The sequence below is a fragment of the Desulfovibrio sp. An276 genome, assembly GCF_002159665.1.
In the GTDB taxonomy this organism is placed as follows: Bacteria; Desulfobacterota; Desulfovibrionia; order Desulfovibrionales; family Desulfovibrionaceae; genus Desulfovibrio; species Desulfovibrio faecigallinarum.
Map to the genome: position 1 here is coordinate 53,121 of NZ_NFJC01000010.1, position 13,641 is coordinate 66,761.

The window sequence follows — 13,641 nt, forward strand, 5'->3', positions numbered from 1 at the left end:
TCCCGGAACAGAAGCCCCGATTGTCTCCGTCAATTCGACATTTCCTAAAAGGCGCGGCAGCTGTCGGAACACTTCCGGCCCATGCTTTTGTATACGATGAATATTGAAGAATCGTCCACAGCGAACAAGAAGTACTGGCAAAGACTGAGAATACTCAGCGAACGAACGACCAGGGACTTTTTGTCCGGGCTCTTGAACCGGGGCACTGCCACGCAGTATATCGAAAACTGCCTGAAAACCATGCCCCGGGACGAATCCTGCGCCCTGTTCATCATTGATCTCGACAACTTCAAGCAGGTCAACGACTCCCTTGGATACCAGGCTGGAGACAGGGTCATACAGCAGGCTGCGTCTCTGCTTTCCCGCTGCTTCCGTGTTACCGATATCGTGGGCAGGCTCGGCGGCGACGAATTTTTTGCCCTGCTCGCGGGACATGTGACCAGAGACATGGTGGAGATGCGGGCCAAAAGCATTTGCGAAAGCCTGCAGTTTCCCATTGACAGCAGCAACGAGCTGCGCATCACCCCAAGTGTTGGCGTATCCATAGCCAAGGCAGGCATCAGTTTCAAAAAACTCTACGCCAGGGCGGACGCAAGTCTCTTCGAGGCAAAGAAGGGCGGGCGCAACCGCTACTTCATAAGCGACGACAGCACAATACTCGAGCAACTCGAACCGGGTGCGGCTGCAGTCCCGGATCTGCCCGTGTCCATCCATACGCTGCTTTCGAACATGAACGAAGGCGTTGCCCTGGTGGACATGACGGATTCGATGCGCGTTTTCTACGCAAGCCCGGCTCTTTCCCGTTTCCTCAATCTGGATGGCACATGCGCCTTTCCCTGTCCTCTCCAATCGATCATGCAGGTGCACCCGGACAACGAAATGGATTTCGAGCATCTTCTGCATGAAGGCCTGCATGGCGACAAGGTGCTCGAATGCGAGTTGCGCGTCACCCCGAAGGGGAGTCACGACTGGCGCTGGTGCAGGATCAAGATGGTGCGAGACAAGAGCAGCATGCTGCTCTTTGTGACAGACATATCCGCCTCCAAGAATATCCTTGCCTCTGTTGCGGACGGCCAGGAAATCTTGCGTCTTGTCCTGAGTCAGCGTGATCGCTTCATCTGGACAGTGGATCTGTACACGCGCACCTTCAGACTTTTCAATACAAGGCACCGCTTCCACACCTCCGGTATCAGCATGAAGAACTTCCCCGATTGCCTGGTGGAAAGAGGCTGGGTGCACCCGTCTTCGGTTGCCAAGTACCGCAAGTTTGCAAGCGAGCTTTTGCAGGGCAACGCCACGGGTGGCTGTGCACTTGCCCTGCGCAACAAGATGAGCAAGAGCTACCGCTGGTTTTCGCTCTTCTACCACCTGCTTCCGGAAACACTGGACAGGCCCCCTCGCGTGATAGGCGTTCTCGAGCCTCTGGCCTGCATGTACAGTCAGGAAGGACTTCTAGTCACCGAGACACTGTGGGAGGATCTGCGCCCCTCGCTCATTCTCTACCTGCACGCCAATCTCTCCACAAACCATATCAACTCCCTGTGGCGCGAAGGCAAGAACTTCTGCAATACCACCATCTCCTATAGCCAGCTTATAGAACGCAGCAAGTCGTTACTCTTCTTTCCGGAGGAAGCGCGTATCTTTGCGCAGGAATTCTGCCGCGAGTTTTTGCTTGAGGCTTTCTCCTCCGGCCGATTCTGGATCACGAGAGAGCTCAGGCGCGTGGACAGCGGCGGCAATATCCGCTGGTGCTCCTATACGATCCTGCTCTCGCCCCTGCCGGAAACCGAGGACGTGCACGCCTTTCTCTTCATCCAGAATACGGACGTGCGCCACGAATGGGAACGTGCCCTGCCAGGCGGTTGCACATCCCCGGAAGCGGGCCTCTACGACAGGAAAACCGCTGGCGCCCTGGCCGCCATTGCCATGGAGAGTACTTCTTCCTCTGCCTCGCAGGCCTTCTATGATCTCCAGGCTCTTGTCGTGCTGCAGTTTGATGCCTGCGAGGACTGCTGTGACACCCTGAGCGGCGGAGACAAGGGGCTTGTCGCCATAGTGGGTACGCTCTTTGCCGGGGCAGAGTGCATTGTGGGTGATCTGGGCGAGAGCAGACTTTCCTTTTTCCTGCCCAGAGTTCTTTCCCGCGTCCAGCTGCGCCAGCAACTGGACAAGGTCATTGACTTTGTGCGCAAGACGCTGGCACGTACCCACACCCAGCATCCGATTCGCTTTGTGTGCGCTGTTCTTTGCGACAGCCTGATTGGCGCGGACTACGCTACGCTTCTTGCCCATGGCGAGAAAATCTGCTCTGCCTGGCACGATTCCCCGGACGACGAGATCATCTACTACACAAGAGCCCAGGCCGAGTCCGGCCATCAGATGCTGGATCCGGATCTGGACCAGACGACTTCCCCTGTGCGCGTGCCTGTCCCTGCGGGCAGAAACGAACTGGAACACAAGGAGCGCATTGACAGCTTTATTTATGACTGCCTGGACGCCATCATCATGGCGGATTCGCCAGAGAAGGCCACTGAGGACATCCTGGCGCGCATAGGCAACCACTTTTGCGCGGACAGGGTCTATCTTATGACCATGCCCGTGGACAGCCGCCATGTTGTCGTCACCAGCGAGTGGTGCAGCGAGCACAAGGGCAGCATCAGGAGCTTTGTCTCCGGCATGCGCATTGACAGCCTTCCCCTGGTCAAAACGTGCCTCGAAAAGGACAAGGCGCTCTTTGTCAACAGGAGCAACATGCAGGATCCCCAGGGCACAACGGAAAGGTTCATCAGCAGCGAGACAGGGGAACATGTGTGGAACTACGCCATCTTTCCCCTGCACATGCAGGGCAAGGAGCCTGCCCATGGCTTCCTCTGTCTCGAAAACATGAATCGGGGGGAAAAGGACGTGAGCGATTTGAAGCGTCTTTTGCCCTACCTTGTACGCATCAGCCAGAAATACACCCTCTTCATGGACAGCCAAAACGCCTCCCTGGACGCTCTGACCGGCATACTCAATATCAATGCCTACAAGAGTAGGGTTCACAAGCTGACCTCGGACAAGTTCAGCTCCATGGGCGTGCTGGCGCTGGACGTACCAAATCTGGACACGAGCGACGGCACGCACTGCAAAACCAGTGCCCAGGCTCTTGTGCACATCTCGGGCATCCTCATGACCATTTTCGACAGGAAGTATATTTTCCGCACCAAAATGTCCGAGTTCATCATGTTCTGTCCCAATACGACCCAGGATGTCTTCCTGGGCAGGGTATTGCGTGCCCAGTCCGTGCTGCAGCGCCGCTACCAGAAGACACTGCGCATAGGCTACACTTGGGCGGAAGGTTTTTTCTTTGGCGAAAGGCTTGTGCGGGAGGCCCGTGCCATCATGCTGTCTGCCGAGGAAATGCCTTCCCTCAGGCTTGGCGGGCAGGATGCAGGCAATCCCCAGGACTGGCAAAAAAACTTTGTTGTGTACCTGCAGCCCAAGGTTGACATGCAAAGTGGCAGGGTCTTCAGCGCCGAGGCTCTTGTGCGCGGTCTGGACAGCGATGGCAAGATGATTTCTCCCCTTCAGTTCATCGAGGCCATGGAAAAGATGGGATCCATCAGGGAACTGGATCTCTTTGTGCTCAAGGAGGTTCTGGAGTATCTGGATTCCTGCAGGCAAAAAAAGGTCAAGCCCCTGCCTATGTCCGTGAACTTCTCGAGGATAACGTTTTTCAATCCTTCGACGCCTGGAGCCGTGCTGGCAATCCTGAGCCGCTACCCGGATGTGGACCCGGGCCTCATAGAAATTGAAATTACCGAAACCGCCGGAGACGTGGAGAGCAGCACACTCGAGCGCACCATGGACCATTTCCGCCAGCTTGGCCTGCACTTTGCCCTGGACGATTTCGGTTCGCGCTACGCAAACTTCTCCATGTTCGCCAACATCAGGTTCGATACCGTCAAGCTCGACAGGAGTCTGACCAGGGAAATGTCCTACAATCCTGTCTGTCGTTCCCTTGTTGGCAACATAGTCCGCATCTGCTCCAATCAGGGCATGCAATGCGTTGCCGAGGGAGTGGAAACCCAGGCGCAGGTCGATGTTCTGCTGGAGGAGGGCTGCAGCCTGGCTCAGGGATTTTTCTATAACAGACCAATACCAATGCAGGAATTCTGGCAAAAATATCAGATACAATCTGTGTAGGGGGCAGGCAATGACTACAGCAATCAACGTGAACAACGGACAACAGGAACTTCGCCCCATGGTCGTGGGCATAGGCGCCTCTGCAGGAGGCCTTGAGGCCCTGCAGCAGTTCTTTTCCTGCATTCCGAGCAATACTGGCCTCATTTTCATTATCATCCAGCATCTTTCTCCAGACTACAAAAGCCTCATGGCCGAGATTCTCGGCAAGCACACCAGCATGATGGTGCTGCAGGCGGAAAGCGACATGGAAATCGAGCCGGACACGGTCTATCTTATCCCTCCGAAAAAGAACATGACCATCAGGGATGGCAGGCTTCTTCTGACAGACTATGTACATGGCTCCATCAACCACCCCATAGACATTTTCCTCAATTCCCTGGCAGAAGAGAGGAAGGAGCGCTCCCTTGCAGTGATCCTCTCCGGCACAGGCTCGGACGGTACAAACGGCATCAAGGCCATCAAGGAGCACGGCGGCTTTGTGCTTGTGCAGGAGCCAGCCAGCGCCAAGTTCGACGGCATGCCCCGCAACGCCATCAATACGGGTCTTGCAGATGTCATTCTGCCCCCCGGACAGCTGGCAGAGGAAATCCTCACCTACGCGAACTATCCCGCCATGGCCATGCGCCAGGAGCACCTGCAGGGCTTTCCCGACGAAGACGCCCTTGCCCACATATACATGATACTGAAGCAGGTGAGCGGCATAGATTTCACCCATTACAAGCGCAACACGGTTTTGCGCCGCATTGAACGCCGCATGCTGGTGACCCACTGTGCAACTCCGCTCCAGTTTTCCAAAATGCTGGAGGAATCCCCGGGGGAGGCAAATCTGCTGGTCAAGGACATTCTTATAGGTGTTACCAAATTCTTCCGCGACGCCGACTATTTCGAGGCCCTGAAGCGCTCAGCCATCTACACCATTGTGGAACGCAGCAGTGAATCCGACCCCATACGCATCTGGAGTGCAGGCTGCTCCACTGGCGAAGAAGCCTATTCCCTGGCCATCCTCTTCAATGAGGTGCTGGAAGAAACCGGACTCAAGCGCGACATCAAGATTTTTGCAACGGACGTAGACGCCAGCGCCATAGAAACAGCCAGCAAAGGCATCTTTCCAGAAAGCATAGTGGACGACGTCTCGACAGAACGCCTGACCAGATATTTTGTCAAGCGCAACGACACCTATCAGATTTCCAAGGAAATCAGGAAGATGATCATCTTTGCGCCGCACAACATGCTCTCGGATCCGCCCTTTGGCAAGCTGGACCTCATTTGTTGCCGCAACGTGCTCATCTACTTCCAGCCCGTACTGCAAAAGGGACTCTTTGCCATCTTCCACTCGGCACTCAAAAACGGCGGCTTCCTCTTTCTCGGCAAGAGCGAGACCGCAAGCGAGTATTCGAGCGTGTTCACACCGCTCTCCATTGCGGAAAAGATCTATCTGCACAAGAGCGACGGCAAAACAGACGACCTTGTGCCGCCTGCCTTCAAGATCCCCAACATTCAGACTACCGTGCCGAGCCTGCCGGGCCTTGCCCACAGGGAAGAGTCAAATCCGGCCATAGAGAGCATCTACACACAGTTCCTGGAACAGTTTCTGCCTGCCTCGGTGATTGTCGACGAACAAAACAATGTCATCCACTTCTTCGGCAACTATTCGGACTACCTGAATATCGCGCCCGGCAAGGCGACCTTCAACTTCTTCTCCCTGATCAACAAGGACCTGAGCCTTGTTTCTTCCACGGCTATCAACCGCTGTCGTTCCGAGAACACTCCGGTTACCTACACGGAGATTTCCGTAGACTGCCCCTCCGGGAGCAAGAACATCGACATGTCCGTGTATCCTGTGTCCGGCACCGGCAAGGGAACGCTCATAGCCATCCTCTTCAAGGAGCACAGCGAGCAGACCGAACAGACAGGCATCAGGGAAAAGTACGACATCAACCAGACCGCTGCGCAGCGCATTACGGATCTCGAGCATGAGCTGCAGGTCTCGCAAAACGACTTGCGTACCACCATCGAGGAACTGGAGACAGTAAACGAGGAGCTGCAGGCTGCCAACGAGGAACTGCTCACTGCCAACGAGGAGCTGCAAAGCTCCAACGAGGAGCTGCAGTCCGTGAACGAGGAGCTGTACACCGTCAACTCCGAGTTTCAGCAGAAGCTCGACGAGCTGACTACCATGACCAACGACCTCTCGAACTTCCTGTCCTCCACCATGATTGGCATCCTCTTTGTGGACAGCCAACTCAATATCCGCAAGTTTACGGAGTACGTGGGCAGGGAGTTCCAGCTCGTCAACCAGGACGTAGGCCGTCCCATACAGATTTTTGCCCACAGTTTCCCGGAGGAGGACATTGTCTCGGATGCCCAGAACGTGCTGAAAAATCTCGTTCCTGTGGACAGGGAAGTCATTGGCATGAATGGGCGCTTCTACACCATGCGCATAGCTCCCTACCGTACAACGGAAAACAGCATACGCGGCCTTGTCATCACGGTCATTGACAGCCTTGGCGAAGGGAGCGAACACACGGAAAACGCCCAGTAGCAGAACGAAGCCTGCGTTTTTCATTCCAGTCGTACAGGCAGCCAGGGGCTCCTCCCCTGACTGCCTGCGCAATGTATTTTTCGATTGTCCTCACGCCCCGAGGCATGATTGGGTTCAGACCACAAACAACTCGACCTCTGCTGAACTTTCTTGTCTGCGCCTGACGCAGAACTTGAGCCGGTACAGAAGAGAAAGAGAGTGAATCCTCGGACAGGTCCTTATGTTCACAGAATCCCAGAAAAACGACGAGCTGCTCTCCCTTCTTGAAAACACCTTCTACGCCATTGTACGTGTGGATCCCGCGAAGGACAGCTGCTGGTTTCTGAAAGGCGTTGCCAGGGAACACAGCTACAGGCGTTTTGCCTACACTCGTCTGTTGCAGGCTTCGAGCAAGTTTGTCTACTCCAAGTACCGCAGCAGCGTCCTGTATACGCTCAGTGCTGCAAATCTGAAGAAAAGGGCGTTTACTCCGGATTTCACACTCAACTTTGCCTACGCAACCTTCAATGAGGAGAAATGGGTCTCTGTCAGCTTCATCTGCGATCCGAACTCGGACAATATTTATCTGTTGTTCAGGCAATGCAAGGAATATGACGTTGTGCTCAAGGACATCGTCAATATGTATGTCTATGACCGCTGTGACTATTTTGTCTATATTGACGCGCAAAACAACAGCTATGTCATGTTCAGCGGCAGCAAGAACGGCACGCCGCTGCCACCGCAGTCAGGGGATGATTACAATTCTGAAGTTGTCAGGTACGCAGATCTGTATGTTACACCCGAAGACAGGGACATAGCCATCAGCGAAATGCTCCTGGACAACGTAATTGCAAAGCTTGAACACAACAATATTCACAGCTTCTATGCCGGCGTTGTGGATCCTGTACGGGGATACACGCGCAAAAAGGTGGAATTCCAATACTACAACAGGGAGAGGAAGAAGATTCTGCTCTGGCGCACGGACATATCGCAGCTCTACCACGAGGAGATGGAGCGTAATGCCAAGCTGCGCGAGGCGCTCATACGGGCTCAGACGGATTCCATGACAGGTCTTCTCAACAAGCAAACCTTTGAGGAAGAGGTCTGTGCCTGCCTGCAGACAAACGAGTCTCTTGCCGCCTTCCTCTTTGTCGACCTTGACAACTTCAAGAGTGTCAACGATCAATTGGGTCACAACACGGGCGACAAGGTCATTCTTGCTCTCGCAGCCATTCTCAGGAAGGAGGCTGCGGACAGACAGGCCATTACCGGTCGCTTGGGCGGTGACGAGTTCGGAGTCTTTTTGAGCGAGCTCGACAGCCGCGAGGAGGCATGCCAGCTGGCGCGGGCCATCTGTGAAGACTTTGCTGCCCAGGGCAGCATAATCTGCTCCTCCGTCTCCTGCAGCATAGGCATTGCCTTCTGTCCCGAAGAGGCGACAAGTTACGCAGAGCTCGCGGAAAAGGCCGACAGCAGAACCTATGCAGTCAAGGCATCGGGCAAGAACGGATTTGCCTCCGAGTAAAGCGGCGTGCTTCTACACGCCCCTATTGCACTTCGGAACAGCATACGCGGCCTTGTCATCATGCTATCGACGGTCTGGGCGAGGGCACGGAGCATAAACCAATAGTAGACGAAGCTTGCGTTTTTCATTCCAATCGGCTAGGCAGTCAGACGCTTCTTCCCCAATGGCTGTCTGTGCCGTGGCAAGGCTGGAATCAGCCTGCAGCTGAATTGTCGGCATCCCCCAAGGTATTGTTATGTTCACAGAATCCGGAAAACACAATGAACTGCTTTCTCTTCTCGAGGGAGCCTTCTACGCCATTGTGCGCGTGGATCCAGAGAGGGACAGCTGCTGGTTTCTGAAAGGCGTTGCCAGGGAACACAGCTACAGGCGTTTTGCCTACAGCCGTCTGTTGCAGGCTTCGGGCAAGTTTGTCTATTCCAAGTACCGCAGCAGTGTCCTGTATGCGCTCAGTGTCGCAAACCTGAAAAAAAGAGCGTTTACCCCGGATTTCACACTCAACTTTGCCTACGCAACCTTCAACAGGGAAAAATGGGTTTCCGTAAGCTTCGTCTGCGAGCCCAGGTCGAAAAATATCTATCTCTTGTTCAGAAAGTGCAGGGAATATGACCTGGTGCTAAAGGACATAGTGAATCTCTATGTCTACGATCGCTGCGACTACTTTATTTATCTTGATGCCGGCACGAACAGCTACGTCATGTTCAGTGGCAGCAGCAACGGAACTCCTCTACCGCCGCAGATCTGCAATGACTACAACACGGAAACAGTGAAGTACGCAAATCTCTACGTGCCACCCGAGGACAGGGAAATGGTCATCCGCGAAATGAGGCTGGAGCGCGTGATAGAGATGCTTGAGAGCAAGGGCAGCCACAGCCTGTACACAGGCGTTATTGATCCTGTGCGCGGCTACACACGCAAGAAGCTGGAATACCAGTACTACAACAGGGAACGAAAGAAGATTCTGCTCTGGCGCACGGACATCTCGCAGTTCTACCACGAAGAAATGGAGCGCAACACCAAGCTGCGCGAAGCGCTCATACGGGCTCAGACGGATTCCATGACAGGTCTTCTCAACAAGCAGGCCTTCGAGGAAAGGGTCGGTGATGCACTGCAGACGAACAAGTCCCTTGCAGCCTTTCTCTTCGTGGATCTCGACAACTTCAAGAGTGTCAACGATCAATTGGGGCACAACACGGGCGACAGGGTCATCCTTGCTCTCGCGTCCATTCTCAGGAAGGAGACTGCAGACAGACAGGCCATTGCCGGTCGCATAGGCGGTGACGAGTTCGGAGTCTTCTTGAGCAAGCTCGACAACCGCGAGGAGGCATGCCAGCTGGCACGGGCCATCTGTGAAGATTTTGCTGCCCAGGGCAGCAGGATTTGCTCTTCCGTCTCCTGCAGCATAGGCATAGCATTCTATCCCGACGAGGCGACTGCCTATGCAGATCTTGTGGAAAAGGCCGACAGCCGCACCTACTCTGTGAAGGCATCCGGCAAGAACGGGTATGCGTCCTCCTGTAGTGAGACATCTGAAGAGAGGCATAGAGAAACGTTGTGAAGAGCAACGTTTGTACAAAAAAGAAGTGAGGCGAGATGAACAGGGCAGGGACAATGGTGCCCAATCTGTTCGGAAAGGAGACCTCTTTTTCCCTGAGGCCAGCATTGTTTCCACCTGTGCCGGGGATTGCGCTGAACGGGAATCAGGCGCGGAAACTGGACTTTGCCCAAAAAAGGCTGGCCGAACTCGTCGCATTTGTCCGCGATAGCCCAGAGACACAGTATTTCATTCCCATGATTCAGCTTCGCGAGGCCATCCTGTCGTCCAGGATTGAGGATATTGAGTGCAGTATGGACGAGGTTCTCAAGGCCGAAGCCGGCAAGATGCGGGGAAGGGAGGTTTGCCTGGTGCAGGGCCTGCGGGAGGCTGCAGAGTACGCTCTTTCAAGGCGAAAGGAGCTCCTCTTGTGCAACAGGCTTGTCCGGGAGGCGCATCGTGTCCTCTTCGGAACTGTGTGCGAGACTGGCAAGAATCCCGGGGAGTTTAGCAAGACGCAAAACTGGATTGGTCCTGCAGGGTGCACCCTTGCCACGGCAAGCCATGTCCCCCCCCCCCGAACGTACAGGACATGCTTGAGGGCCTTGCCAATCTCGAAAACTATATCAACTACAGGGATGGCAGTGATCCGCTCATCAGGGCAGCCCTTGTCCACTACCAGTTCGAGACCATAAAGGCTGCTCATCATATTGTGCCTTCTTGAATGGGGGCTTCTCTCGGAGCCTGTCCAGTGCATATCGAAGGCCCTGCTGACAAGGCAGGATGAGCACTACGCATCCTTTACGAGCAATGGGTAGAGTTTTCCTTGAGGCTGTGTAAGCGACGCAGCTGCCGCGTCCTGTGCCACACTGCGCGGCCTGCAGGAGCTGTACGCAAAAAACAGGGAAGCTGCCGCTACATGCGCGAACATGCAAGACCAGACCCTGAGGCTCTTCCATTTGTTGCACACCCATCCCGTCATCACCCAAGATGCCGTCTGCAGGGAACTTGGCTCAAGTCAGGAAGCCATCGGGACTTGCGTGGAAAACCTTCGCAAACTGGGCATTTTGCAGGAATGCGGGAATTACCTTGTCTATCGTTCCTGCAGAAATTCGGTTTCGACTTTGTGCACATGCAGCTGGATCGCACGCGTCATGCTCAGGACTCTGGCAATACGGACAATCCCTTGCAAGACAGGGTCTATGTCTTTCATGGCGACGGACACGGCAGGGAAATAGCCCTTGATCTGGAGAGGGATGAATCCGAGGGTACGAAGGTTGTCGCAGGGCTTGTCGGCATGTCTCTCCTTGTCCTGAAAACCGGTGGCGTGCTCGTTGTGGACGGGTTGGACAAATCCATACACTCCCTTGTCTTCAGGGAACTGGTCCGTCTGTTCAAGGACAGGGAATACAATAGGCACAATGCCCAGCTTGTCTTCACAGCGCACAATACCGATCTCCTCGACGCTGATACCCTGCGTGTCTCGGAAGTGGGCATAGTCGACAAGAGCCAGGATGGCGGGACTATCGTACACAGGATTTCCGACTACAGGGACATGCGCAATGTCCTCAATTTCAGAAAGCAGTACCTGCAGGGAACCTTTCAGGGGCTGCCGAAGGTTGTTTCGGAGGATTGGGATGACCCGATGTGGCATGTAAATCATCTCCACGACTGAGGCCACTTTGGGTTCGACAGCAAAAATGTCCCCGCAACCAGTGAAGGGGCAGGGTTTGGGAACTGGCTAGAATTCCCAGCCAATCTGCAGGCTAGCCCGTATGGCGCTGTAGTCCTCGCGGAAAAATTCTCCGCCAAAATCTATCTGGGCAAAGAAGGGAGAGGTGGGGTGCCTGAACCTTAAGGAGCCCCAAAGAAGCAGTGAATCCCTGCCAGGCAGATTGGTCGCAGACTTAAAATCGTACTCTCCGTAGTCCCTGAAGGAAGCGCCGGTGCGGAAGGTCGCATCCAGAAGCTCGTGACGCCAGACTGCCAGAAGATCCAGGCCAATGGATGCGCCATTCTCAAGACTTGTTGTCCAGCCCGCGTGGGCTCCGAGGTTCATGAGCAGGGACTCATAGACCGTATCGTCCACGCTCAGGCGGCTGGCCTGACCATTGCGCTCGTCTATCCCTGGGCGCTGCAAGAAGCTGTACTCGAAAAAGGCAAGGGGGCCTGCCGCAAAGCGCGCTTGTGTCGGAAGCTTCCCAAAGCCAGTCCAGAGGCTCTCGCTCAAACGATTGTAGCCGTTGAAGGAAACTTCGCGGTCCATTTCGCCGCTCTCGATGCCCAACCTCCCCTGGGCAGTGAGCCCAAAGCCGTCCCAGGACTCAGGCGCAAGCAGGGCCTGCAGGCCCACAAAGGCGGACTTTGTATCTGTTTGTGCGTCATGGTTGCCCTTCACATGGGTGCGCTTGGCAGCAACTGCCACGTGGGCGCCCAGGGAAAGACCACCTTCAAAGTACCTGTCAGCACCCACAAGAAGCCCTATGCCGTTGCTCGACCAAGAGGATGTGCCGCCATGGGAGCCCTGCTAGGAACCGGAACCGTAGGGGCTTGCCCAGAACTGCCAGTTGTCTGCCTCAGCCTGCTTCTCGCTTGTCGCAGAAAGGAAGCGGCGTGCGCTCTCGTTGCCAAGCATGCGCCTCAAAATCAGGAGGTTGAACTCGCTTTGCTGGGCAAGGGAGGCTCTGGCTGATGCGTCGTAGGCCTCGGGTCCCAGAGTGTCGAGGGCACGGCTTACCTCGTGGCCGTCGGGAGCGGACCAGTCCAGGGCTGTGAAGAGGGTACGCATGTCACCACTAGCCATTTTGCCTATGTTCGCAAGGGAGCGCCCAAGCCCGGATGAGCCCGAATTTTGGGCGTACTGGCTGTAGGCTGTCTCAAGACGGCTGACATTCACCTGAAGAGAGTCGATGTCTTCATTCACAAGGTCGAAGGCTAGGGTGGGGGAGGAGACACTTGTCAGGGAAACAGTCCTAAAACCACTGTCCGACTCTGTTATCCTCAGCGGGTTCTTGAGATGTATCTTCTGGTCGCTCGCGTAGAAATCCGCCATGGGCCGCAGAGCCAGGGTGCCGGAAAGCTTGGCATACCTTGCCTGGATAGCCGTGACAGTTTCATCTGCGACAAAGCCTGCTTCCAGCGTGGCGTCGGAAGCATTCACAAAGTTCCAGTTGCTCCAGAAGACCGTCAGCGCAGAGCAAGCCTGCGGCTGCGGGCAAGTCTCGCGCAAAGTTCCTCAAAGGCCAAGCCACTGTCAAAGAGGATGGTGTACCAGGTTTTCTTGTTCATATGCCAGCCAGGAAAGAATATTCTCCTGTTCACAAGGCCTGCCAGATCCTCGTCCCCAACCCGAAGGTCGATGATCTCGATGAGTTCTGGGCTTGCAAGGCCGATTTTTGTGCCCGGAATGCGCATGAAGACAGCATACCACTTGTCCGTATCCGCCCGTCGCAATATGGCGTATTCGGGTGTCTTCGGCCACAGATGCTCAAGGGCCTCGTCAAAGGAGTGCAGGGCGTAGTCGATGAGGCTCTGCGCCTGGGTTGTCCTGAAGACATCGAGGACTGTCGCCTTGTCTGCTATCTCTTGCAGGGCAAGCACGTATTCCTCCCGTACCCTGCCCACAAAGGCCCCCACGGCCTCGTCTGTCAGGTGCAGGGTATAGGGTTCCCCGAAGGCAGGGTCTGTCACGGTGGTGGAAACCTTGCCCTCGGCAGATACCACAACCTCAAGGACAAGCCCTGTGCCAGGCAAAATGCTCGTACGGAAAAAACCGCTTTCACTGCGCGCAAAGCCCAGGTGCGGGAGTCTCTCCCACAGAACGCGCCTGTGCGCAAACATATCGTGCACCATGTCCATTTTTTTCTGTCTCCATTT

8 protein-coding genes and 2 pseudogenes are annotated in these 13,641 nt (G+C 55.1%); 7 read left to right on the forward strand and 3 right to left on the reverse strand.

The window, feature by feature from the left end; genetic code table 11:
- The first annotated feature begins 96 nt into the window (after positions 1-96).
- The 7 genes and pseudogenes from B5F76_RS06055 (at position 97) to B5F76_RS06090 (ending at position 11,440) form a co-directional block, all read left to right on the forward strand.
- Entirely contained in the window at positions 97-4,185 is a 4,089-nt protein-coding gene (locus B5F76_RS06055) for a bifunctional diguanylate cyclase/phosphodiesterase (protein WP_162608714.1), read from the forward strand.
- A 10-nt stretch (positions 4,186-4,195) separates the two neighbouring features.
- On the forward strand, positions 4,196-6,727 hold the full coding sequence (locus tag B5F76_RS14455; RefSeq protein ID WP_162608715.1) for a CheR family methyltransferase: 2,532 nt from the start codon (positions 4,196-4,198) through the stop codon (positions 6,725-6,727).
- A gap of 220 nt (positions 6,728-6,947) precedes the next feature.
- Complete coding sequence (locus tag B5F76_RS06075) at positions 6,948-8,231, forward strand: GGDEF domain-containing protein (protein WP_087352347.1); 1,284 nt, start codon at positions 6,948-6,950, stop codon at positions 8,229-8,231.
- A 235-nt stretch (positions 8,232-8,466) separates the two neighbouring features.
- A complete protein-coding gene (locus tag B5F76_RS06080; RefSeq protein ID WP_087352349.1) occupies positions 8,467-9,789 on the forward strand; it encodes a GGDEF domain-containing protein in 1,323 nt (440 codons plus the stop codon).
- A gap of 53 nt (positions 9,790-9,842) precedes the next feature.
- Positions 9,843-10,160 (forward strand): annotated as a pseudogene (locus tag B5F76_RS15570) (Fic/DOC family N-terminal domain-containing protein); the annotation flags it as partial.
- 197 nt (positions 10,161-10,357) lie between these two features.
- A complete protein-coding gene (locus tag B5F76_RS15315; RefSeq protein ID WP_239406971.1) occupies positions 10,358-10,489 on the forward strand; it encodes a hypothetical protein in 132 nt (43 codons plus the stop codon).
- Between the two features lie 408 nt (positions 10,490-10,897).
- The gene (locus B5F76_RS06090; RefSeq protein ID WP_162608717.1) at positions 10,898-11,440 is read left to right on the forward strand and encodes an AAA family ATPase; all 543 of its coding nucleotides are present in this window, start codon (positions 10,898-10,900) and stop codon (positions 11,438-11,440) included.
- A gap of 66 nt (positions 11,441-11,506) precedes the next feature.
- On the opposite strand, the pseudogene B5F76_RS06095 reads toward B5F76_RS06090, so the two are convergent.
- The 3 genes and pseudogenes from B5F76_RS06095 to B5F76_RS06105 all read right to left on the reverse strand — a co-directional run.
- Positions 11,507-12,277 (reverse strand): annotated as a pseudogene (locus tag B5F76_RS06095) (autotransporter outer membrane beta-barrel domain-containing protein); the annotation flags it as partial.
- Positions 12,278-12,292: 15 nt separating this feature from the next.
- A complete protein-coding gene (locus tag B5F76_RS06100; RefSeq protein ID WP_162608718.1) occupies positions 12,293-12,994 on the reverse strand; it encodes a hypothetical protein in 702 nt (233 codons plus the stop codon).
- Positions 12,952-13,623, reverse strand: coding sequence for an MmcQ/YjbR family DNA-binding protein (locus tag B5F76_RS06105; RefSeq protein WP_087352359.1), 672 nt, complete (start codon positions 13,621-13,623; stop codon positions 12,952-12,954). Before B5F76_RS06105 ends, B5F76_RS06100 begins: the two co-directional genes overlap by 43 nt.
- Positions 13,624-13,641 lie beyond the last annotated feature (18 nt).

What these genes read in the sequence shown, in the direction of transcription:
- B5F76_RS15315 (WP_239406971.1), top strand. Translation starts at nt 10,358, where the DNA reads ATGCTTGAGGGCCTTGCCAATCTCGAAAACTATATCAACTACAGGGAT.
- B5F76_RS14455 (WP_162608715.1), top strand. Translation starts at nt 4,196, where the DNA reads ATGACTACAGCAATCAACGTGAACAACGGACAACAGGAACTTCGCCCC.
- B5F76_RS06105 (WP_087352359.1), bottom strand. Translation starts at nt 13,623, where the DNA reads ATGGACATGGTGCACGATATGTTTGCGCACAGGCGCGTTCTGTGGGAG.
- B5F76_RS06075 (WP_087352347.1), top strand. Translation starts at nt 6,948, where the DNA reads ATGTTCACAGAATCCCAGAAAAACGACGAGCTGCTCTCCCTTCTTGAA.
- B5F76_RS06090 (WP_162608717.1), top strand. Translation starts at nt 10,898, where the DNA reads ATGCAGCTGGATCGCACGCGTCATGCTCAGGACTCTGGCAATACGGAC.
- B5F76_RS06080 (WP_087352349.1), top strand. Translation starts at nt 8,467, where the DNA reads ATGTTCACAGAATCCGGAAAACACAATGAACTGCTTTCTCTTCTCGAG.
- B5F76_RS06055 (WP_162608714.1), top strand. Translation starts at nt 97, where the DNA reads ATGAATATTGAAGAATCGTCCACAGCGAACAAGAAGTACTGGCAAAGA.